This window comes from Pseudoruegeria aquimaris (genome assembly GCF_900172235.1).
GTDB lineage: Bacteria > Pseudomonadota > Alphaproteobacteria > Rhodobacterales > Rhodobacteraceae > Pseudoruegeria > Pseudoruegeria aquimaris.
In genome coordinates, this window is sequence record NZ_FWFQ01000013.1 from 58667 (window position 1) to 80190 (window position 21524).

A 21524-nucleotide genomic window follows, 5' to 3' on the forward strand; every position below is an offset into this window, starting at 1 on the left:
CGGTGTTTTTCCGATGCGTCCCCGCCTGCGTTATCGCTGCGTAAACGATTCTGCCGTATCACTTGGCCATGTTCGTGATGCGCACCCTGATCAAACGGATGCCGCTGCCCGTGTTCGAGGCCGCCCTCTTCCTCGCGTTGGCGGCAATCGGCATCTACTTCGGCTGAGGGTTCGGCTGAGGGCGCAGCGCCCATTTTTCGCGACGCGCTTGCGTGCCTGCTCCTGCGTGGCCCGTAGCCATCTCGCCGATACCTGCCTGTCCCGTTTGTGCCTGCCCCGCTCTTGCCTGCCCCGCTCTTGCCTGCCCCGCTTCTGCCTGACCCGTTCCTGCCTGATCGCCTTGTGACTGGTCGTCTCCTGCCCGGCCCGCTCCTGACTGGCCGTCTTCTGACCGATCCCGTGCCGCTGCCCTGTTCCGTGGCCAAATCCGGTCGGTGGCGCGGCTCTGGGCCGTGGTGCGGGTTCAGCCATGGCGATGTTGCAGGCTATGGCCCTGTGCCGGCCTGCCCTCCTGCCCCGCCCATGCGCCTGCCTCGGTCTGCGGGCGCCCCTGATCCGAGCGGCAGCCAGTGTCTTGCGAGTTGACGAAACAGGGCGGCTGTCGAAGCATGGGCGCGACCAGATGGGAGAAAACCGGGATGCGGCTTGCGATCATCGCCTTGCTGACGAGCCTTCTGGCCGGGGCCTTCGCCGCGGGCACGCTGAAATTGATGATCCTGATCACCGATCTGATCTGGCACCACCCCTTCGCCGCCTCCCCGCTCTACATCTTCGCCGCCTGCACCCTCGGCGGCGCCCTGATCGGGCTGACCCGCCAGGGCAGCGGCGACGTACAGACCATCGCCGAACAGATCGAGGATGCGGTCGATCCGGTGCACCGCAAGCGGCAGGACATCTGGCTCATCGCCGTCGGCGCCGCCCTCGCGGTGGGCTTCGGCGGCGCGCTCGGGCCCGAGGCCGGGCTGATCGCCGTCGTCACCGAACTGGCGGCGCTGGTCTCGCTTCTGGTGGCGCGCTCCGCCGCGGAGGAGCGCGAGATCGGCGAGGCCAGCATCTCCGCCGCGCTGGCCGCGCTCTACGCCTCCCCGCCCGGCGGCGCGGCCTACGTCCACCCCGAGCACACGCCGGGCGACTGGGCGGAGGCCAAGGCGCGCAGTTTCGTCTACCTCGATTTCCTCGCCGCGATCACCGGCCTGTTCGGCTTCTGGCTCACGGCGACCTTTCTCTTCACCGAGGGGTTCCACCGCATCCACCTGCCCGATCACGTGCCGCCGCTGGACGGCAGCGACGTGCTCTACAGCCTGCTGCCCGGCGCGTTCGGCGCGCTGATCGGCGCGGCCTTCCTGCATGCGCGCCACCACGCCACGCAGGCCGTCGAGCGGCGCATTCCCAACCCGGTGGTGCAATCCACCCTCGGAGGCGCGCTCTTCGGTCTGCTGGCGGCCGCCCTGCCCTGGGTGCGTTTTTCAGGGCACCACGAGTTCGAAGGCATGATGGCGGAGGCCGGCGGCCTCGGCGCCCTGGCGTTGATCGCGGTGGCGCTGGCCAAGATGCTCGCGTGCACGCTCTGCCTCTCCACCGGCTGGCGCGGCGGGGCGATCTTCCCGCTGATCTTCGCAGGGGGTGCGATGGGCTATGCCGCCCACTACATGCAGGGCTCGCCGGAGCCGGTGGTGGCCGTCTCGGCCGGACTGGCCGGTGCCACCGCCGCCGGGCTCGGCCGCCCGATGACGGCGCTGCTGATCCTGCTGTTCCTCGTCGGGGTGCAGACGGCGATTCCCATCGCGGTGGGCATCGGCTTCGGCATGATCGCCGCCCGGTTCAGCCCGCGGATGGCCCATTGAGCCGGCGCCGCCTGCCGGGGGCCTATTGCGCGGCGGCCGCCTTTTCGATGGCCGGGCGCAGGGTGCTTTCCAGCACGCGCTGGGTGACGGGCCCGGCAAAGCGCAGCACCACGGTGCCGTTGCCGTCGATCACGTAGGTTTCCGGCACGCCGTAGAGCCCCCAGTTGATCGCCATGCGCCCGTTTTCATCGGCGCCCAGCCCCGCGTAGGGGTTGCCCAGCTCGTCGAGAAACGCCAGCGCGTCCTCCGGCCTGTCCTTGTAGTTGATCCCGTAGATCGGGATGCCCTCCTCGGCCAGTTGGGTGAGCGTCGGGTGCTCCACGCGGCAGGGCGCGCACCAGCTGGCCCAGTAGTTCACGAGCTTCACCCCTGGCTGGCGCAGGGTTTCGTCGGTGAAGGGCGTGTTGCCGCCCAGTTCCGTGAGCACCACCGGCGGCGCAGGCTTGCCCTCTCGCGCGCTGGGAAGCTCGTCTGGGTTCTCGCGCATCATGCCGACGAGGAACACGGCTGCCAGCCCGGCGAACAGGAGCGGCGGCAGCGCCATCAGGGGGGAGACCCTAGCCATTCTGCACCTTGCGTTCTTCCACCTTGCGCAACTCGTTGCGCACCCGCCGCGCGCGCCAGAGGCTGGCGAGCACGAAGAGCACCAGAATGATCAGCGATACCGCGTAGGCCGAGAGCACCTCGGTGGCGTATTTTCCAAGCTCCGGCATCATGCGCCCAGCCTTTCTCGTGCCAGCAGCGCCTTCAGGCGGCGGCTGCGGATCTCGGTGCGGGTGCGCAGCAGCACCAGCGCCACGAAGAGCAGCACGAAGCCGAGGATGCAGATCAGGAGCGGGAAGAAGAAGACGTTGGAGATGTTCTCCTCCTTGTCCAGCGACAGGCTCGCGCCCTGGTGCAGGCCCTGGTTCCAGAAATTCACCGCGTAGCGCGACAGCAGCGCGAAGATCGAGCCCACGAGGCAGAGCACGCCCGTCAGGTCGGCGGCGGTGTCGGGGTTGTCGATCGCCGCCCAGAGCGCGATGTAGCCCAGATAGAAGAGGAACAGGATCAGGAAGCTCGTGAGCCGCGGATCCCAGGCCCAGTAGGTGCCCCACATCGGCTGGCCCCAGATCGCGCCGGTCAGCAGCGCGATGAGCGTCATCACCAGCCCCACGGGCGCGGCGGCCCGTGCCGCCAGCGCCGAGACGTGGTGCCGGCGCACGATCCAGATCAGCGAGGCCACCAGCATCATCAGCCAGGCGTTGATCGCCATCAGCGCGCTCGGCACGTGCAGGTAGATGATCTTGACCGTGGAGCCCTGCCGGAAATCATCCGGCGTGAAGAAGAACCCCCACACCAGCCCCACGATCAGGCAGACGCCCGCCGCGATGGAGACACCCGGCAGCATCCATGCCGACGTCTGCATGAACTTCTTTGGATTCGCATATTCCCAGAGTGATGACATGACTCGTTTGTTGGCCCCTGATGCCGGTCTTGTTCCGTTTATACGGTGAAATGCTCAGCGAATATTGATGCGGATTGCCGCAGCCGCCGCGAAGGGCAGGATGGCGATGGCGCCCAGCGTGATCCCGGCCAGCAGCAGCAGCGGCGTGGTGGTGGCCTGCCCCTCGATGCCGCGGCGCAGGGTTTCGGCCCCGAAGATCAGCGTCGGCACGTAGAGCGGCAGCACCAGCAGCGACAGCAGCAACCCGCCGCGCTTCAGCCCCACGGTGAGCGCCGCCCCGAAGGCGCCGATGAAGCTCAGCGCCGGCGTGCCGACGGCAAGCGTGATCAGCAGCCATTGGTAGCCCGGCGCGGGCAGGCTCAGCAGCACCCCGAGAAGCGGCGCCACCAGCGTGAGCGGCAGCCCCGTGGTGAGCCAATGGGCCAGCGCCTTCACCGCCGTCATGCCTTCCAGCGGCAGCGGCGCGGTGGCCAGAAGATCGAGCGAGCCGTCCTCGTAGTCCAGCGCGAAGATGCGGTCGAGCGAGAGAAGGCAGGCGAGCAGCGCCCCGACCCAGAGGATCCCCGGCGCGATCCGCCCCAGCACCTGGCTTTCCGGCCCGACGCCGAAGGGCACGAGCACCGTGAGGATCAGGAAGAAGGCAAGGCCGAGGCCGAAGCCCCCGCCCGACCGGATGGCAAGCCGCAGGTCTCTCAGAAGCAGTGCGATCACAGGAAGGCCTCGCTGAAACCGTCGTCGAAGGCGCGCGCGCTGTCGGCGGTGGCGCGGAAGGGGGTGAGATCCAGCACCTCGGCCTCGAAGCCGAGATCGATGTGGGTGGCGATCAGGGCGGCCCCGCCACTGGCGCAATGGGCCTTTACGGCCTGCGCGAAGAGCCCGACGCTGGCCGCGTCCAGCGAGACGGTCGGCTCGTCCAGCGCCCAGATGCGGCGCCCCGTCACCAGAAGGCGCGCCAGCCCGAGGCGGCGTTTCTGCCCGGCCGAAAGATTGTGCGCCTGCCTCTCGCTCAGGTCTTCCAAATTGAAGGCCGCCAGCGCCGGCGCGATATCGCGCGTGCCGTAGATCCGGGCCCAGAACCACAGGTTCTCCGCGACGGTCAGCGTCGCCTTGAGCCCGTCGGCATGGGCGGCATAGGCGAAGGCCTCGCGATCGAGCGAGATCTCCCCGGCCAGCGCCGGCTGCAAGCCCGCCAGCGTGCGCAGGAGGGTTGTCTTGCCGATGCCGTTGGGGCCGCGCAGCAGCAGCGCCTGCCCGGAGGCCAGCCCGAAGCTCACGCCCGTCAGCACCGGGATGCCGCCGCGCGCGCAGGCCAGATCGCTTACCTTCAGTTCCATGCCAGAGGCTTAGCCCATCCCGCCGGCGCCGCCTAGCCCGCGGAGACGGGCAGCAGTGCCGCACCCACGCGGCGGCCTTCGCTGATGAGCACGTTGTAGGTGCGGCAGGCCGCGGGGCTGTTCATCGCCTCCACCCCGAGGCCGGCGGCCTCCAGCGTGCTGCGCAGGCCTTCGGGCAGATGGGCCGTCTCCGCCCCGGTGCCGATGAAGAGCACGTCCAGCACGTCGGCAAGGGCGGTGAGCGGCGCGATGTCCTCGTAGCCGCCCCAGCCCTGCACGCCTTCAGGCCCGAGCAGCAGGGCGCCTTCATGCACCTGCCCCGCGATGCGGAAGAAGCCGGGGCCGTAGCCGTCGACAGGCAGGGCATCGGTGAAGCGGATCTCGTTCAGGCGCATGGGCGGCGGCCCCTTTCCGGCGGTCAGGTCAGGCATCAAACAGTGGCAGGCCGGCAAGCGCCGCCCCCGCGATCAGCAGGTAGGCGACGCGGCGGTAGGCGGTTTCGGCCTCCGGGCAGAAGATAGCCGCCCCGGCGACATTGGCCAAGAGATAGGGCACGACGAGAAGGCCGCCCAGCACCAGCGCGCCCGGCACAAGCACGCCGCCGAGCCACATCACGCCGATCATCAGCACGTCGGCCATCAGCAGGTAGAGCAGCGTGTTCGCGCGCACCGCCGCCGCGCCGTAGGGCCCGGCCATGTACATCAGGATCACCGGCGGCCCCGGCAGCCCCGTGGTGCCGGCCAGAAAGCCCCCGACCCCGCCCGTGGCCATCAGCGCGCGCGCCGTGAGCGCCCGCCGGTAGCGCAGCCCCGAAACGAGCAGCGCAAGGAGCAGCAGCGACAGCAGCGAAACGGCGTAGCGGAACACCTCGGGCGACAGGCGCGACAGCATGAAGACACCCAGCGGCAGCCCCACCAGCAGCCCCGCACCGAGGCGCCTGAGATCGGCCGGGCGCCCGTCCCGCAGGGCGCGCGGCACGTTGGGCAGCGGGCCGAAGAGATCCATCACGACCAGCGCGGTGAGGGTTTCGAAAGGGCCGAGCACCAGCGCGAAGAGCGGCACGCAGACCATGCCGGTGCCGAAGCCCGAGAAGCCGCGCACCAGCCCCCCCAGAATCGCGGCGCCGCAGAGGAGCGTCAGCCCCCCTGCGGCGCTCGAGCCGTTGAACACGTCCGCGAAGAGGCCTGAAAGTTCAGGCATCCACGTTGGCGAACTGGTTCCCGGCGGTGTTGTCGGGCTTGGACCAATCGCGCTTCACGCCGAGGCGCAGCAGGATGGCGGAGGCCACGAAGACCGAGGAATAGGTGCCCACGACCACGCCCCAGATCATCGCGAAGACGAAGCCGCGGATCACGTCGCCACCCAGCACGAAGAGCGAGATCAGCGCGATCAGCGTGGTGACGGAGGTCATCACGGTGCGGCTCAGGGTTTCGTTGATCGAGAGGTTCAGCACCTCGTTGAGGGGCTTCTTCTTGTATTTGCGCAGGTTCTCCCGCACCCGGTCGAAGACGACCACCGTATCGTTGAGCGAATAGCCCACGATGGTGAGCAGCGCCGCGATGATGGCGAGATCGAACTTGATCTGCAGAAGCGCGAAGATGCCGATGGTGAGCGTGACGTCATGCACCAGCGCGGCCACGGCCCCGAGCGCGAACTGCCACTCGAACCGCAGCCAGATGTAGACGAGCACCGCCGCGATCGCGAGCACCACGGCGATCACCGCGGTCTGCACCAGCTCGCCCGAAACCTTCGGCCCCACCGATTCGACCGACGGGAAGGTGATCGACGGATCCACTTCCTGCAGCGCGGCCTCCACGGCGTTGATCGTCTCGACCGAAACGCTTTCGCTGCCCTCCTGCGCCTGGATGCGCACCATGGCCACGTGTTCGTCCGGGTCGAAGGACGGATCGAAAACCTCGGAGATCGACACGTCGCCCAGGCCCAGCGGCGCGATGGCGTCGCGGTAGGCGCCCACGTCCACCTGAGAGGTGCTCTGGGTGCGGATCGTGGTGCCGCCCTTGAAATCGATGCCGAAGTTCAGCCCGAGCGCGAAGAACAGCACGATCGAGGCCAGCACCGCGAGCCCGGAAAAGCCCAGCGTGATCTTGTTGAGCTTGAAGAAATCCCAGTTGGTTTCTGCGGGAACGAGTCTCAGTCGCATGGGTCAGACCTCGATTGTCTTCGGGCGTTTGCGCTGGAACCACATCACGATCATCAACCGCGTCACGTAGATCGCGGTGAAGACGGAGGTGATGATGCCGAGGGCAAGCGTGATGGAGAAGCCGCGCACGGGGCCGGAGCCCATGACGAAGAGGATCACCGCGGTGATGAAGGTGGTGATGTTGGCGTCCAGGATGGCGGAGAGCGCCTTCTCGTAGCCCAGTTCGATCGCGCGGGCCGGGCCCTTTGCGGTCTTCAGCTCTTCCTTGATGCGTTCGAACACCAGCACGTTGGCGTCCACCGCCATGCCGATGGTGAGCACGATGCCGGCGATCCCCGGCAGGGTCAGCGTGGCGCCGATCACCGAGAGAAGCCCGAAGATGAGCCCCACGTTGATCAGCAGCGCCACGTTGGCGATCATGCCGAACAGCCCGTAGGAGGCGGCCATGAAGGCCAGCACCGCGATGAAGGCCACGATGCAGGCGATGCGCCCGGCCTCGATGCTGTCCTGCCCCAGTTCCGGGCCGATCGTGCGTTCTTCGAGGAAGGTCATTTCCGCCGGCAGCGCGCCGGCGCGCAGCAGCACGGCCAGCTGGGTGGAGTCTTCCACCGTGAAGTTGCCGGTGATGATGCCGGAGCCGCCGGGGATGTGATCCTGGATCACCGGGGCGGAGATCACCTCGCCGTCCAGCACGATGGCGAAGGGAGAGCCGATGTTCTCGGCGGTGTAGTCGCCGAACTTGCGCGCGCCGTGCGGGTTGAAGCGGAAGTTCACCGCGGGCCGTCCGTTCTGATCGAAGGCGGGCTGCGCGTCGGTCAGCTCCTCGCCGGTGACGACGGGAAGCTTCTCGATGATGTAGTAGACGCCCTCCTCGTCGATCGACGGCAGCACCTCGTTGCGCAGGCCCGGATCCTGGTCCGGGTTGGAGGTGCGCCCGACGACCGGGTGGAAGCCGAGCTGGGCGGTGGTGCCGATCAGCGCCTTCAGCTCCTCGGCGGAGCCGAGACCGGGCACCTGGATCAGGATGCGGCGTTCGCCCTGGCGCTGGATCGTCGGCTCGCGGGTGCCGACCTCGTCCACGCGGCGGCGGATGATTTCGAGCGACTGGCGCAGGGTGCGCTCGTCGGTGGCCAGCCTCTCGGCTTCGGAGAGCGTGACGACGATCACGTCACCCTCGGCGCGCACGTCCAGATCGGTGGCACCGGCCGCCGTGACCGAAGCCACCGGCTGCGCCAGATCGCGCACGGCCTCAAGCGCGGCCTCCATGCCCTCGGGCTGGGAGATCCGCACGCGCAGTTCGCCCGGCGCGCTGTCCTGCAGGCGGATGGTGCCCACGGTGGCGCGCAGTGGGCGCAGCGCGTCGCGCACGTCGGGCCAGAGCGCCTCGACGCGGGCCTCGTAGACGTCCTCCACCTGGACTTCGCCCAGCAGATGCGCGCCTCCGCGCAGATCGAGGCCGAGGTTCACGATCGTGGAGGGCAGCCAGTTTGGCCAGGCCGCGTAGTCCGCGGCGGTTTCCGGCGAGGTGTCACCGGCCTCGATCGCCTTCGCGGCGTCGTTGTGGCGTTCCACCCTCGGGTAGAAGGCGTTCGGCATGGCGAAGAGGAGCCCGATGAAACAGACTCCCCAGATCACCACCCGCTTGAATGCGGAGATTTGCAGCATCGATAGGCGCCCCTGCGCGGTTTACCGGAGGATTACTTGGTAGGTTCCGTCTTGTTCAGAACCTGCGCCACGGTGGCCTGCACCACGCGCACCTTCACGCCCTCGGCGATCTCGACCTCGATCTGGCCGGTGGTGTCGGCGCCGTCGAGCACCTTCGTCACCTTGCCGACGATGCCGCCCTGGGTGACGATCTGATCGCCCCGGCGCAGCGCGTTCACCATGTTCTGATGCTCTTTCATCTTCTTCTGCTGAGGGCGGATCAGCAGGAAGTACATGATCGCGAAGATCAGGATCAGCGGAACGAAGCTTGCGATGGCGGAGCCACCGCCGGCGGCTTGCGCGTAGGCAGGCGTTGCGAACATGGGTTTTCTTCCTTTTCTCTCGGGGCGCTGTCCGGCCCCGGTTCAAGCTGGCGCGCACCCTATCGCCGGCCCTGCGGGATGGCAAGGCGACGCGCTGGCCCCGACGCCGGGTTTTTGCGGGCCGATTTCGCCCTTCCAAAGCGCACACCCTTCGGGCATATGGGGTGCGCATTCGCACCCCGCCAAGAAGGAAAGGACTGGACAGATGCACGACATTCGCATGATCCGCGAAAACCCTGCCGCTTTCGACGCCGCGATGGCGCGCCGCGGGCTGTCCTCCCTCTCTTCCGAGATCCTCGCCATCGACGAGGCCCGCCGGGCCCGCATCGCGGCGGCCGAGGCCGCGCAGGCCGAGCGCAACAAGGCCAGCAAGGAAGTGGGCGCGGCCAAGGCACGCGGCGACGAGGCCGAGTTCGAACGCCTGCGCGCACTGGTGGCCGAAAAGAAGGACGAGATCGCCCGTCTCGAAGCCGAAGCCAAGGCCGAGGATGCGCGCCTGACCGAGCTTCTGATGGGCCTGCCCAACATCGTCCATGACGACGTGCCCGACGGGGCCGATGAATCCGACAACGTCGAGATCCGCCGCTTCGGCAGCCCGCGCAACTTCGCCTTCACGCCAAAGGAACACTACGAACTGGCCGGTGTGCGCAACGGCATGGACTTCGAAACCGCCGCCAAGCTCTCCGGCGCGCGCTTCGTGGTGCTCTCCGGCGCCGTGGCGCGGCTGCACCGGGCGCTGGCGCAGTTCATGATCGACACCCACGTGGAGGAGCACGGGCTCACCGAGACCTGGACGCCGGTGCTCGTGCGCGAAGAGATGATGTATGGCACCGGGCAGCTGCCCAAGTTCGGCGAAGACAGCTACCGGACGACCGACGGCTGGTGGCTCGTGCCCACGGCGGAGGTGACGCTGACCAACATCGTCAACGGCGAAACCGTCCCGGAAAGCTACCTGCCGAGGCGCTATGTCGCCCACACCCAGTGCTTCCGCTCCGAAGCCGGCAGCGCCGGGCGCGACACCGCCGGGATGCTGCGCCAGCACCAGTTCGAGAAAGTCGAGATGGTCAGCGTGACCCACCCCGACAAGAGCGAGGAGGAACACGCGCGCATGACCCGCTGCGCCGAGGCCATCCTCGAAAAGCTCGAACTGCCCTACCGCACGGTGGTGCTCTGCACCGGCGACATCGGCTTCGGCGCCCGCCGCACCCATGACATCGAGGTCTGGCTGCCGGGGCAGAACACCTACCGCGAGATCTCCTCGATCTCCACCTGCGGCGATTTCCAGGCCCGCCGGATGAACGCCCGCTTCAAACCCGAAGGCGGCGGCAAGCCCGAGTTCGTGCACACGCTGAACGGCTCCGGCCTCGCCGTGGGCCGCGCCCTGATCGCGGTTCTGGAAAACGGCCAGCAGGAAGACGGCTCCGTGCGCCTGCCCGACGTGCTGCACCCTTATCTGGGCGGCAAGTCGATCCTCACCGCCGCGGGCGAGCTGGCTTGATCCGGCATCCAGTCTAAAAAAACCAAAGGCCGCAGCCCTTGCGGCCTTTTTTTCATCTCACCGGTCAGGAATTGGGGGGCTCCGCCCCCGGCCCGTTCCGGGCCTCCCCCGGGATATTTCCGGAACAAAGTGCCCCCCTTCCTCTCGCCCCAAATACCTCGGGGGTGCGGGGGCAGCGCCCCCGCGTGATGCCGGGCGTGGGGCGGCTGCCGCGGCTTCCCTCTTGACCGTCGGGGCGCCGGCGTGAAAAGCAGCAGCCATGGGAACCGGAACGCTCACGATCGATCTCGATGCGCTCGCCGCGAACTGGCGCGCGCTCGACCGCCTGTCGGCAGACAGTGTTGAAACCGCCGCCGTGGTGAAGGCCGACGGCTACGGCCTCGGCGCGGGCCGCGTGGCCAAAGCGCTCGCGGCAGCCGGCGCGCGGCGGTTCTTCGTGGCCGTCGCCGAAGAAGGCGCCGCGGTGCGCAATGCGCTTGGGCCGGGGCCGGAGATCTGCGTGTTTTCGGGCCACATGGCCGGGGACACCGAGATGCTGCACGATCTGCAGTTGACGCCGATGCTCAACTCCGTGGAGCAGCTGACGCGCCACGTCGAAAGCCTGCCCGGCCATCCCTTCGGCATCCAGCTCGACAGCGGCATGAACCGGCTCGGCATGGAACCCGCGGAATGGGCCAGCGTCGCCGAACTGGCACTCTCGCTCTCTCCGCGCCTTTTGATGAGCCACCTGGCCTGCGCCGACGAGCCGGATCACGCGGCCAACGCCCGCCAGCTCGCGGCCTTCCGCGAGATGACCGACGGGCTCGACGTGCCGCGCTCGCTGGGTGCCACCGGCGGCATCCTGCTCGGGCCCGACTACCATTTCGACCTCACCCGCCCCGGCATCGGGCTCTACGGCGGGCTGCCCTTCGAGGCGGCCAGCGCAGTCGTTTGCCTGTCGCTGCCGGTGATCCAGACCCGCGAGCTGGCCGCCGGGGAGACCGTCGGCTACGGCTGCACCTGGCGGGCCGATGCCCCGGCGCGCATCGCCACCGTTTCCGGCGGCTACGCCGACGGGCTGATCCGCGCGATGGGGCCCAGGGCCCGGCTCTACTTCGGCGACACCCCCTGCCCCGTGGCGGGGCGCGTGTCGATGGACCTGATCACGGTGGACGTGAGCCACCTCGATGAAATCCCGGCCGCGCTCGACATTCTCTGCCCGGCGCAGGGGGTGGACGCCCTGGCCGAGGCCGCGGGCACCATCGGCTACGAGATCCTCACCTCGCTCGGCGCGCGCTACGAGCGGCGCTTCATCGGGGGGTGAGGCGGATGGCTCTGCTGGCCCCGTTCACGTGGATCGGCCAGGCCACGCTGGGCCTGCTGGCGGCCATCGGCCGCCTGACGCTCTTTGCGCTTTCCGCCGTCTCCCATGTCTTTCGGCCGCCCTTCTACCCGCGCGAGTTCCTTTCGGCCCTGATGACGATCGGCTGGTATTCGTTGCCCGTCGTCGGGCTCACCGCCTTCTTCACCGGGGGCGCGCTGGCGCTGCAGATCTATGCCGGCGGCGCGCGCTTCAATGCCGAGGCGGTGGTGCCTTCGATCGTGGCCATCGGCATGGTGCGCGAGCTGGGGCCCGTGCTGGGCGGGCTGATGGTGGCGGCACGGGTGGCCTCCTCGATCGCGGCCGAGATCGGCACGATGAAAGTCACCGAACAGATCGACGCGCTCACCACGCTCTCCACCCACCCGATGAAATACCTGACGGCGCCGCGGCTGCTGGCCGCCACGCTGGCCGTTCCGCTGCTGGTGGCCGTGGGCGACGCCATCGGCATTCTCGGCGGCTACACGATCGGCGTGCAGCGTCTGGGCTTCAACGGCGCCGCCTACCTGCAGAACACCGTGGATTTCCTCGAGCCCTGGGACGTGGGATCGGGCCTCGTGAAGGGCGCGGCCTTCGGCTTCATCGTGGCCCTCATGGGCTGCTACCACGGCATGCATTCCGGCCGCGGCGCGCAGGGCGTCGGGCAGGCGACGAAAGCCGCCGTCGTCTCGGCTTCGGTGCTGATCCTCGCCGCCAACTACCTGCTGACGGAGGCTTTCTTCTCCGCATGATCCGGCTCGAGAACGTCCACAAGGCCTTCGGCCCCAAGAAAGTGCTGCAGGGCGTCGACCTCGAGGTCGGCAAGGGGCGCAGCATGGTGATCATCGGCGGCTCGGGGACCGGCAAATCCGTGCTGCTGAAATGCGTGCTGGGCCTGATCCGGCCCGACGCCGGCCGCATCTCGGTGGACGGGGCCGAGGGCGCGAGCCGCGATGCCTTCCTCGCCCGCTTCGGGATGCTGTTCCAGGGCGGGGCGCTGTTTGACTCCATGCCCGTGTGGCAGAACGTGGCCTTCCGCCTGCTGCGCGGCTCGCTCAAGCAGCCAAGGGCACAGGCGCGCGAGATCGCGGTGGAGAAGCTGCGCCGCGTCGGGCTTTCGCCGGACGTGGCCGATCTCTACCCGGCGGAGCTTTCGGGCGGGATGCAGAAACGCGTGGGCCTGGCCCGCGCCATCGCCGCCGATCCCGAGATCATCTTCTTCGACGAACCCACCACCGGGCTCGATCCGATCATGGCCGGGGTCATCAACGATCTGATCCGGGAGATCGTGGTGGAGATGGGCGCGACGGCCATGACGATCACCCACGACATGAGCAGCGTGCGCGCCATCGCCGATGAAATCGCCATGCTGCACGCCGGAAAGATCCAGTGGACGGGGCCGGCGGCGCAGATGGAAGACAGCGGCGATCCCTACCTCGACCAGTTCATCCACGGCCGCGCCGAAGGGCCCATCGAATCACTGCGCTGACGCCCGGGGGAGGCGCCGGCGGCGGCCTTGTGGCGAATTCTCGAAGAACCACAACACCTTGCGGCCGCACCTTCGACCTGCGGAAATACCCCATGGGCTGCACACGATTTGTTTCAGAAAACCCCGCCGGATTCGCCGCTTTGTGATGATCCGCCCGAAGTTTCACGGCCAACCGTTTGGTTTTCCGGGGTAACCTTTCTCATTGGGTACGGTTAACAATTCTTCTCGGTGGCGATTATGCAAAGACATACGAACTCCGTCTTTTTTCAATTCCAACGGGCGCTCCAGGCGCTCTCCCTCTTCCTAATCGTGATGATGGCCGCGGGACTCGTGGCAAGCTGCCTTCTGGCGACCCTCGGGCTGGCGCCCTGGCTCTACCTGCCGCTGCGCTTCGGCGAGACGGTCTACCCGCAGGGGGGCATGTGGCTGCAATGCGGGGCGGCGGCGCTTTTCCTTGCGCTCTGCTTCTACATTCCGGCCAACCGGCGGATGGTGCAGCTTGAGCGCTCGCATCGTGATTTCTCGATGACGATGGACGACGTGGCCCGCGCCTATGCGATCAGCCATGATGCGGACCGCCGCGGCGCCTTCATGCTGCGCTCGGAATTCGACGCGGTGCGCGAGCGCATCACCTACCTGCGCCAGCATCCGGAACTGGAGTCGCTTGAGCCGGAGATCCTGCAGGTGGCCGCGCAGATGAGCCAGCAGAGCCGCGACATCGCCGAGATCTACTCCGACGAGAAGGTGGATCGCGCCAAGACCTTCCTGCGCCAGCGCCAGCAGGAGGTGGAACGTTTCCAGGAGCAGATCGACATCGCCACGCGCTCGGTGAAGGAGATCAAGCGCTGGCTGCACGAGGTGGAACTGGAGGAGCACGTGGTGCAGGTCCAGCTTGATCGCCTGAGCAAGGACCTGACGGACGTGCTGCCCCAGATCGGCTTCCAGTCGCCGCTGGGCCGGCGCAACGTGGTCGCCATGTCGAAATCCAAACACTAGCGCTTGCGGCCCCTGCCAGAGGGCACTACCGGTAGCCCATGGCACCTGTTTCCCCGATGCTGCGCTACGGCAATCTCGCGCTGCTGATCCTCTTTCCCGTCGCCTGGACGGCGCCCCTGCTGCGCGCCGGCATCCTGCCGCTGTTCCGGCTCTCCGAGATCACCGTCGTATCTGGCTTCACCGCCCTGATCGAGGTGGACATCTTTCTCGCCGCTCTCGTGTTTTTCTTCGCTTTTCTTGCCCCTTACGCCAAGACATTGATGTTGGCGGCGATCCAGTTCGGCCATGCGTCACCGCGCTGGCTGCCCTTGCTCACGTGGCTTGGCAAGCTGGCCATGGCGGATGTGTTCCTGATCGCGCTCTACATCGTCGTCATCAAGGGGATCGGCGTGGGGCGGGTGGAAACGGGCTGGGGGCTCTACCTGTTCACGGCCTGCGTTCTGGGCTCGCTGGCGCTGTCGATCTTCACGATGCGCGCCCTCGCGGCACAACAGGCGGTTGGCAAGCCCGCGCCGCTGGGGCAGTAATCGCCCATGGCAAAGAACAGCAGCACCTTCACCTGCAGCGCCTGCGGCGCGGTCCACAAGAAGTGGTCGGGCCGTTGCGACGCCTGCGGGGAATGGAACACGATCATCGAGGAAAAGCCGCTTTCGCAGGGGCCCTCCGGCAAATCGCTGGGCAATGCGCGCGGGCGTGCCCTGCCCTTGCTGGATCTCGCAACCGAAGAGGCGCCGCCGCCGCGCACCCAGTCCGGCATGGGCGAGCTGGACCGCGTTCTTGGCGGCGGGCTCGTCCCGGCCTCGGCCATTCTCGTGGGGGGCGATCCGGGCATCGGCAAATCCACCCTGCTGCTCCAGGCCGCCGCGAGCTTTGCACGCGCGGGGCTGAAGGCCGTCTACATCTCGGGCGAGGAAGCCAGCGCCCAGGTGCGGATGCGCGCCCAGCGGCTGGGGCTTTCGGATGCGCCGGTGCGGCTGGGCACCGAAACCAACCTGCGCGACATCCTCACCACGCTTGAAGCCGAGAAGCCCGACGTGGCGATCATCGATTCGATCCAGACGATGTGGGCCGACACCGTGGACAGCGCGCCGGGCTCGGTGAGCCAGGTCCGGGCCGCCGCCCACGAGCTGACGACCTTCGCCAAGCGCAAGGGCATCGCCGTGATCCTCGTGGGCCATGTTACCAAGGAAGGCCAGATCGCCGGCCCGCGCGTGGTGGAGCACATGGTCGATACCGTGCTTTATTTCGAAGGCGAGCGCGGCCACCAGTTCCGCATCCTGCGCGCGGTGAAGAACCGCTTCGGCCCGGCCGACGAGATCGGCGTCTTCGAGATGACGGGCGGCGGCCTGAGCGAGGTGGCCAACCCCTCGGCCCTGTTCCTTTCCGAACGCGAGCAGCCCACGCCGGGCTCGGCCGTCTTCGCCGGGATCGAAGGCACGCGGCCCGTGCTCTGCGAGTTCCAGGCGCTCGTGGCGCCCTCGCCCCACAGCCAGCCCCGCCGCACCGTCGTCGGCTGGGACGGCGGCCGGCTGGCGATGATCCTGGCGGTTCTGGAATCGCGCTGCGGCATCGCCTTCACCGGGCTGGACGTCTACCTGAACGTCGCGGGGGGCATGAAAATCACCGAACCGGCGGCCGATCTGGCTGTTGCGGCGGCGCTACTTTCCGCCCGCGAAGACGCCGCATTGCCTTCAGATTGTGTGGTTTTCGGCGAAATCAGTCTATCAGGGAGCCTGCGCCCCGTCGGGCAGACCGAAAACCGGTTGAAAGAAGCGGGCAAACTTGGTTTCACCAAGGCCATCGCACCCGCCCGCAGCAAGACGGGGGATGGCGGAGAGGTCAGCGTCCGGCAGATGGCGGATCTGACGGCCTTCGTCGGGGAAATATTCGGAGCCGGCTGACCGGCCCTTGAGAGGGAAGCGCATGGAAGGCTTTACCATCATCGACGGCGTCGTGGCCGTTGTCATCATCCTGTCGGCGATCCTCGCCTATTCGCGCGGCTTCGTGCGCGAAGGCATGGCGATCCTGGGCTGGATCGCGGCGGCCGTCGTGGCCTTTCTCTTCGCCCCCAAGGCCGAGCCGCTGGTGAAGGAAATCCCGCTGCTGAAGGAATTCATCGCCGACAGCTGCGAGCTGTCGATGATCGCCGCCTTCGCCGCCGTCTTCGCCATCGCGCTCGTCGTCGTCTCGATCTTCACGCCGCTGTTTTCCTCGGCGGTGCAGCGCTCTGCCCTGTCCGGCATCGACCAGGGCCTGGGCTTCCTCTTCGGCGTGGTGCGCGGGCTGGTGCTCGTGGCCGTGGCCTTCCTCGTCTACGACCTCGTGGTCGTGAACCAGGCCGTTCCGATGGTGGACGACAGCCGCTCGGCACAGATCTTCGCCTCCGCCACCGGGAACCTGCAATCGAGCCTCGACGAGCAGGGCGTGATGAACTGGATCACCACGAAATACGAAGAACTCGTCGGCGCCTGCGCCAGCTAAGGCGCCGGCGCGTCACCGGCGGCCGAGGCCGCGCCGCCGGTGGTGCCCATTGCCACGCCCTGAAGCGCCTCCATCAGTTCCGATTTGCGCAGCGGCTTGGCGATATGCCCCGACATCCCCGCCCTGAGGTAGCCTGAAACCTGCTCGGGCAAGGCGTTGGCGGTGAGACCGATGATCGGCACTCCGGGCGCCACCCCGGCGGCCTGGAGGGCGCGGATGCGCCGCGTGGCCTCGATCCCGTCCATCACCGGCATGTTCACATCCATCAGCACCGCATCCCAGCCTCCCCCTTGAAAGGCGCTGACGGCCTCCGCCCCGTCTTCAACGAAGCTGAGCGTGACCGGCTGGCGGCGCAGCAAGCCCTCCAGGACCACCTGGTTCGTGCGATTGTCTTCGGCGACGAGCAGGTGAAGCGGGCGCGAGAGCTGAATGTCCCGCGAAGCCGCGCTCGCCTCCTGCCCGCCCTGCGCCGCAGCCCCGGCCGGGGCAGCCTCGATCCAGAAACGGAACAGGCTGCCCTGCCCGGGCGCGCTTTCCACTTCCACGTCGCCGCCCATCAACTGGCAGAGGTTGCGCACGATCATCAGCCCGAGCCCGGTGCCGCCGAACCGGCGGGTGGTGGAAGTATCCGCCTGGGTGAAGGCGTCAAACAGCTGGGGAATGCGATCGGCGGGGATGCCCGGGCCCGTGTCGGCCACCTCGAAGACGAGCCGTTCAGCCTGGGACGCCCCGGGCGCTTGCACGCGGCGGCAGGTGAAGCGGATTTCGCCCTGCGCGGTGAACTTGAGCGCGTTGCCGATGATGTTGTCGATGATCTGGCGCAGCCGATGGCTGTCCAGCAGGAACTCCCCCTCACAGCCTTCGAACACGCGGACGAACCGCAGCCCCCGGCTGGCGCAACTCTGGGCATGGGGGGCGCTCACGCGGGCAAGAAAGCGCGACAGATCCGTGCGGCGCCTTTCGAGTTCCACCTTGCCGGCCTCGATCTTGCTGGCGTCGAGCAGATCGTTGAGCAGCCGCAGCAGCTGCTCGCCGCTGTCCAGGATCGTGCAGACAAGCTCGGCCTCCCGAGGGGGAAGATCGCTGTCCTGCAAGACCTGCGCGAGGCCCAGCACCCCGTTGAGCGGGGTGCGCAGCTCGTGGCTCATGGTGGCGAGGAAGGCCGACTTCGCCTCGATGGCGGCCTCTGCCGCCCGCAGCATCGCCTCAAGTTCCTCGGTCCGACGCTGGACGAGCTCTTCCAGCCGGGCCGATTGTTCCGCGAGCGCCTGATTGGCTTCGTAGAGATCGCGGGCCTTGCGCTCGAGCAGGGATTCGGCCTCTTCGCGCGCCCGGCGTTCCCGATCGAACCGCCGCCGCGGAACAACCTCGGACAGCGGCTGATCCGCAGGGCTTGCCGCAAGGGCCGCCAGCGCGCGTTCAACCTCGCCACGAGACACGTCAGGCCCCCTGCCGGACCAGGAAATCGGCTCGTTTGCGCGCGCCGTCGGACTGCGCCAGAAGTTCGACGCTTCCGCCGGAGCCGAAGTGATCGAGGCATCCGCGGATGAGCCCTTCGCAGAAGGCGACGAGCGGGCGCTCCGAGGTGTAGGTCATCGCCAGCTCTGCCTCGCTGAGCCGCCTAGTTTCGAAGCTCGGAAGCTCAACCTCCGGGTAGAGCTTGCGCACCTCCACATGGATTTCCCCCTCGATCGCTTCCAGCATCGCGAAGGCATCCTTCTTGCCCTCGAAGAACTGCGGATAGAGATCGTGGAACCGGCCGAGCATCCAGCGGCCGAACAGTTTCTGCAGATCGTCCGGCGGCAGGCCGGACGCCGTGCTGAACCCGGCCACGAGCGCCATCAGATCGGAACAGGGGTAGTTCCCGACGGCGGTGAACGCCCCATCGCAACTCGTGGGCGTCGTATCAAGCACCCGGTCCACGACATCCTCCCCGAGCGCCTCTTCGGCCATGCGGAGCAGCTCCACAAACACCATGCCCTTCATGCCGACCTCCGCTTCTCACCAGCCGCACCGCCACAAGCTCGCTTTGCACGAGCCTAGAGGCCAAGCCTGAACGCGAGATTAACACCCGCTCGCCCCGCCAATATGATCCTTTCGTGACACTCAGGCCCGAACGTCTTATGAGGGGGCCAACTGCTCAGCCATGGGATTCGGAGCCGCTGCCCAGATGCGTGAATTGCCCCCCAGCCATCCGTTCGACGATGACAAGCTGAAAGAGGAGTGCGGCGTCTTCGGCGTCATCGGCGTCAAGGATGCGGCGAATTTCGTCGCCCTCGGGCTGCACGCCCTGCAACACAGGGGCCAGGAGGCCGGCGGCATCGTCGCCCATGATCCGGTCCAGGGCTTCAACTCCGCCCGCCGCTTCGGCTACGTCCGGGACAATTTCACCGAAGCCAGCCTGATGGAAACCCTGCCCGGGCCGCTCTCCATCGGCCACGTGCGCTACTCCACGGCCGGCTCCAAGGGGCAGACGGCGATCCGCGACGTGCAGCCCTTCTTCGGCGAATTCGCCATGGGCGGCGCGGCGATCGCCCACAACGGCAACCTGACGAACGCGAACGCCCTGCGCCGCGAGCTGATCGAGCGCGGCTCGATCTTCCAGAGCTCATCGGATTCCGAATGCATCATCCACCTGATGGCGCGCTCGCTCCAGCGCTCCATCGCCGAGCGCATGAAGGACGCGCTGCGCCGGGTGGAAGGCGCCTTCTCCATCGTGGCGATGACGCGCACCAAGCTGATCGGCGTGCGCGACCCCCTCGGCGTGCGCCCGCTGGTGCTGGGCCGGATCGGCGAAGGCTACGCGCTGGCCAGCGAGACCTGCGCGCTCGACATCATCGGCGCGGAGTTCATGCGCGAGATCGAGCCCGGCGAGATGGTGGTGATCCAGGATGGCGAGATCGAGAGCTTCCGCCCCTTCGAGCCGAAGAAGCCCCGCTTCTGCGTGTTCGAACACGTCTATTTCAGCCGCCCGGATTCGATCCTTCAGGGGCGCTCCGTCTATGAAACCCGCCGCCAGATCGGCGTGGAACTGGCGCGCGAAACCCCGGTGGAGGCCGATCTCGTCTGCCCGGTGCCGGATTCCGGCACGCCCGCGGCCATCGGCTTCTCGCAGGAAAGCGGCATCCCTTATGCGATGGGGATCATCCGCAACCAGTACATGGGCCGCACCTTCATCGAGCCCACCGAACAGATCCGCAACATGGGCGTGCGCCTGAAGCTCAACGTCAACCGCGCCCTGATCAAGGGCAAGCGCGTGGTGCTGGTGGACGATTCCGTGGTGCGCGGCACCACCTCGCGCAAGATCAAGGACATGATTCTCGATGCCGGCGCCAAGGAAGTGCACTTCCGCATCGCCTCGCCGCCCACCGCCTGGCCCTGCTTCTACGGCGTGGACACGCCGGACCGCGAGAAGCTGCTGGCCGCGAAGATGACGGAAGACGAGATGTGCGAATATCTCGGCGTGGATTCGCTGCGCTTCATCTCGCTGGACGGTCTCTACCGCGCCGCGGGCGAGGCCAAGGGCCGCGATGCCGCCAACCCGGCCTATTGCGACGCCTGCTTCTCGGGCGAGTATCCCGTGGCCCCTTCCGACATGATCGAGAAGGGGTTCGCGCTGAAGGCGGCCGAGTAATCGCGCCGCGTTTTTCTTGACGGCGGGGCCGCCCATGCGGCAAGCCCGGCCCATGAGCGCACAACGCCCCACCCCCCTGCGGTATCGCCCGCACCACTTTCTCTGCTCGCTGGGCTACGAGGGCAAGGGCTATTCCGACGGGTTCACAGCCAACATGACGGCCATCGTCATGGGCCGGCTGCGGGCGCGCTACGGCGAGGGCGTGATCATCGAGGTGGTGGACCGCACCGACGACATCTGCGCCCCCTGCCCCATGCGGCGCGAGGATCTCTGCACCGATCAGCCCAAGATCGCCGCGCTGGATGCGCGCCATGCCGCCGCGCTGGGGCTCGAAGTGGGCGAGAAGCTCACCTGGGGGGAGGCGCTGAAGCGGATCCGGCGGCGCGTCCACCCCGACCGGCTGGACGAAATCTGCGCCGGCTGCCAATGGCTGGAGTTGGACGTCTGCAAGGCCGCCGTCGCGCGGTTGCAGGAAGAGGCCTCCCGCCCCTGACGCTGACAAATCCGCGCAAGCGGCGCTGGGGGCTTGCCTTGCCCGCGTTCAGGGTGCAAAGCAGCGCCATGACTGAGAACACCGAAAAAACCGCATTGGTGACCGGCGCTTCGCGCGGTCTGGGCAACGCCGTGGCCTACGAACTGGCCACGAAGGGCTACCACGTGATCGCCGTCGGGCGCACGACCGGCGCGCTTGAGGAACTCGACGACCGCATCCAGGCGGCCGGCGGCTCGGCCACGCTCGCGCCGATGGACGTGACGCTGGACGAGGCCATGATGCACCTGTGCCGCTCGATCCACGATCGCTGGGGCGGGCTCGATGTCTGGGCGCACGCGGCCATCCACGCCGCGCCGCTGAGCCCGGCGGGCCACATCGCCCAGAAGGATTGGGAGAAGAGCCTCGCGGTGAACACCCGCGCCGTGGGCCGGCTGATCGGCTTCGTGGAGCCCTTGCTGCTGGCACGGCAGGGGCAGGCGATCTTCTTCGAGGACGATCGCGCCGGGCAGAAGTTCTTCGGCGCCTACGGGGCCAGCAAGGCCGCGGGCATGGCGCTCGCCCACAGCTGGAAGGCCGAGACGGAAAAGACCGGCCCCAAGGTGCATATCCTTGCGCCTGCCCCCATGGCCACCGCCACCCGCGCACGGTTCTTCCCCGGTGAGGATCGCAACGTGCTGGCAAGCCCCGCGGAGGAAGCCAAGCGGCTTCTGGCGGGGATTATTTAGAAAATTCTTTTCGGCCTGTCGCGCCAGCGGCAGGCCCGCGTCCGCCCGCCCCACGG

The 21524-nt window shown here is 67.8% G+C and carries 24 protein-coding genes; 12 read left to right on the forward strand and 12 right to left on the reverse strand.

Annotated elements, in window-relative coordinates:
* Positions 1–608: 608 nt before the first annotated feature.
* A complete protein-coding gene (locus tag PSA7680_RS10330; protein ID WP_085868634.1) occupies positions 609–1844 on the forward strand; it encodes a chloride channel protein in 1236 nt (411 codons plus the stop codon).
* A 22-nt stretch (positions 1845–1866) separates the two neighbouring features.
* Here PSA7680_RS10330 and PSA7680_RS10335 read toward each other — a convergent pair whose 3' ends face one another.
* Genes PSA7680_RS10335 through yajC form a run of 10 tightly spaced genes read right to left on the reverse strand, consistent with a single transcriptional unit; the run spans position 1867 to position 8813 of the window.
* Positions 1867–2409, reverse strand: coding sequence for a DsbE family thiol:disulfide interchange protein (locus tag PSA7680_RS10335; RefSeq protein WP_139838617.1), 543 nt, complete (start codon positions 2407–2409; stop codon positions 1867–1869).
* Positions 2402–2560: a heme exporter protein CcmD gene (gene ccmD / locus PSA7680_RS10340; RefSeq protein ID WP_176244117.1), complete on the reverse strand. Its 159-nt coding sequence runs from the start codon at positions 2558–2560 to the stop codon at positions 2402–2404. Before ccmD ends, PSA7680_RS10335 begins: the two co-directional genes overlap by 8 nt.
* Positions 2557–3291 carry a heme ABC transporter permease gene (locus PSA7680_RS10345; protein WP_085868636.1) on the reverse strand — a complete coding sequence of 245 codons (735 nt, stop codon included), beginning with the start codon at positions 3289–3291 and terminating at the stop codon, positions 2557–2559. Before PSA7680_RS10345 ends, ccmD begins: the two co-directional genes overlap by 4 nt.
* A 54-nt stretch (positions 3292–3345) precedes the next feature.
* The gene (gene ccmB, locus PSA7680_RS10350) at positions 3346–4002 is read right to left on the reverse strand and encodes a heme exporter protein CcmB (protein ID WP_085868637.1); all 657 of its coding nucleotides are present in this window, start codon (positions 4000–4002) and stop codon (positions 3346–3348) included.
* On the reverse strand, positions 3999–4625 hold the full coding sequence (gene ccmA / locus PSA7680_RS10355; RefSeq protein ID WP_085868638.1) for a heme ABC exporter ATP-binding protein CcmA: 627 nt from the start codon (positions 4623–4625) through the stop codon (positions 3999–4001). Before ccmA ends, ccmB begins: the two co-directional genes overlap by 4 nt.
* A gap of 32 nt (positions 4626–4657) precedes the next feature.
* Positions 4658–5020 carry an Mth938-like domain-containing protein gene (locus PSA7680_RS10360; protein ID WP_085868639.1) on the reverse strand — a complete coding sequence of 121 codons (363 nt, stop codon included), beginning with the start codon at positions 5018–5020 and terminating at the stop codon, positions 4658–4660.
* A 28-nt stretch (positions 5021–5048) separates the two neighbouring features.
* Positions 5049–5825, reverse strand: a complete 777-nt coding sequence (locus PSA7680_RS10365; protein ID WP_085868640.1) for a sulfite exporter TauE/SafE family protein — start codon at positions 5823–5825, stop codon at positions 5049–5051.
* Positions 5818–6786 (reverse strand): protein translocase subunit SecF, encoded by a 969-nt coding sequence (gene secF, locus PSA7680_RS10370; protein WP_085868641.1) that lies wholly within the window; start codon positions 6784–6786, stop codon positions 5818–5820. The genes PSA7680_RS10365 and secF overlap by 8 nt, the downstream gene beginning before the upstream one ends.
* Positions 6787–6789: 3 nt before the next feature.
* A complete protein-coding gene (gene secD / locus PSA7680_RS10375) occupies positions 6790–8451 on the reverse strand; it encodes a protein translocase subunit SecD (RefSeq protein ID WP_085868642.1) in 1662 nt (553 codons plus the stop codon).
* 32 nt (positions 8452–8483) lie between these two features.
* Positions 8484–8813: a preprotein translocase subunit YajC gene (gene yajC / locus PSA7680_RS10380; protein ID WP_085868643.1), complete on the reverse strand. Its 330-nt coding sequence runs from the start codon at positions 8811–8813 to the stop codon at positions 8484–8486.
* Between the two features lie 205 nt (positions 8814–9018).
* Here yajC and serS point away from each other — a divergent pair, with 205 nt between their 5' ends.
* The 8 genes from serS (at position 9019) to PSA7680_RS10420 (ending at position 16616) form a co-directional block, all read left to right on the forward strand.
* A complete protein-coding gene (serS, locus tag PSA7680_RS10385; RefSeq protein ID WP_085868644.1) occupies positions 9019–10311 on the forward strand; it encodes a serine--tRNA ligase in 1293 nt (430 codons plus the stop codon).
* Between the two features lie 259 nt (positions 10312–10570).
* A complete protein-coding gene (alr, locus tag PSA7680_RS10390; protein WP_085868645.1) occupies positions 10571–11614 on the forward strand; it encodes an alanine racemase in 1044 nt (347 codons plus the stop codon).
* A 5-nt stretch (positions 11615–11619) separates the two neighbouring features.
* Positions 11620–12402, forward strand: a complete 783-nt coding sequence (locus tag PSA7680_RS10395) for an MlaE family ABC transporter permease (protein WP_085868646.1) — start codon at positions 11620–11622, stop codon at positions 12400–12402.
* Entirely contained in the window at positions 12399–13139 is a 741-nt protein-coding gene (locus PSA7680_RS10400; RefSeq protein WP_085868647.1) for an ABC transporter ATP-binding protein, read from the forward strand. The genes PSA7680_RS10395 and PSA7680_RS10400 overlap by 4 nt, the downstream gene beginning before the upstream one ends.
* A 315-nt stretch (positions 13140–13454) precedes the next feature.
* Positions 13455–14135 carry a DNA repair protein gene (locus tag PSA7680_RS10405; RefSeq protein ID WP_245824582.1) on the forward strand — a complete coding sequence of 227 codons (681 nt, stop codon included), beginning with the start codon at positions 13455–13457 and terminating at the stop codon, positions 14133–14135.
* A gap of 56 nt (positions 14136–14191) precedes the next feature.
* Positions 14192–14662 carry a paraquat-inducible protein A gene (locus tag PSA7680_RS10410; protein WP_085868649.1) on the forward strand — a complete coding sequence of 157 codons (471 nt, stop codon included), beginning with the start codon at positions 14192–14194 and terminating at the stop codon, positions 14660–14662.
* 6 nt (positions 14663–14668) lie between these two features.
* Complete coding sequence (gene radA / locus PSA7680_RS10415; RefSeq protein ID WP_085868650.1) at positions 14669–16036, forward strand: DNA repair protein RadA; 1368 nt, start codon at positions 14669–14671, stop codon at positions 16034–16036.
* Positions 16037–16058: 22 nt separating this feature from the next.
* On the forward strand, positions 16059–16616 hold the full coding sequence (locus PSA7680_RS10420) for a CvpA family protein (RefSeq protein WP_085868651.1): 558 nt from the start codon (positions 16059–16061) through the stop codon (positions 16614–16616).
* Here the strand turns inward: PSA7680_RS10420 and PSA7680_RS10425 are convergent.
* Positions 16613–18055, reverse strand: coding sequence for an ATP-binding protein (locus PSA7680_RS10425; protein ID WP_085868652.1), 1443 nt, complete (start codon positions 18053–18055; stop codon positions 16613–16615). The two genes, PSA7680_RS10420 and PSA7680_RS10425, sit on opposite strands and share 4 nt — an antisense overlap.
* 1 nt (position 18056) lies before the next feature.
* Positions 18057–18602 (reverse strand): heme NO-binding domain-containing protein, encoded by a 546-nt coding sequence (locus PSA7680_RS10430; protein ID WP_085868653.1) that lies wholly within the window; start codon positions 18600–18602, stop codon positions 18057–18059.
* A 184-nt stretch (positions 18603–18786) separates the two neighbouring features.
* Here PSA7680_RS10430 and purF point away from each other — a divergent pair, with 184 nt between their 5' ends.
* The 3 genes from purF to PSA7680_RS10445 all read left to right on the forward strand — a co-directional run bounded on the left by purF (position 18787) and on the right by PSA7680_RS10445 (position 21468).
* Positions 18787–20250 carry an amidophosphoribosyltransferase gene (gene purF / locus PSA7680_RS10435; RefSeq protein ID WP_085868687.1) on the forward strand — a complete coding sequence of 488 codons (1464 nt, stop codon included), beginning with the start codon at positions 18787–18789 and terminating at the stop codon, positions 20248–20250.
* Positions 20251–20302: 52 nt separating this feature from the next.
* On the forward strand, positions 20303–20743 hold the full coding sequence (locus tag PSA7680_RS10440; protein ID WP_085868654.1) for a DUF1284 domain-containing protein: 441 nt from the start codon (positions 20303–20305) through the stop codon (positions 20741–20743).
* A gap of 68 nt (positions 20744–20811) precedes the next feature.
* A complete protein-coding gene (locus PSA7680_RS10445) occupies positions 20812–21468 on the forward strand; it encodes an SDR family NAD(P)-dependent oxidoreductase (RefSeq protein ID WP_085868655.1) in 657 nt (218 codons plus the stop codon).
* Positions 21469–21524: the final 56 nt, after the last annotated feature.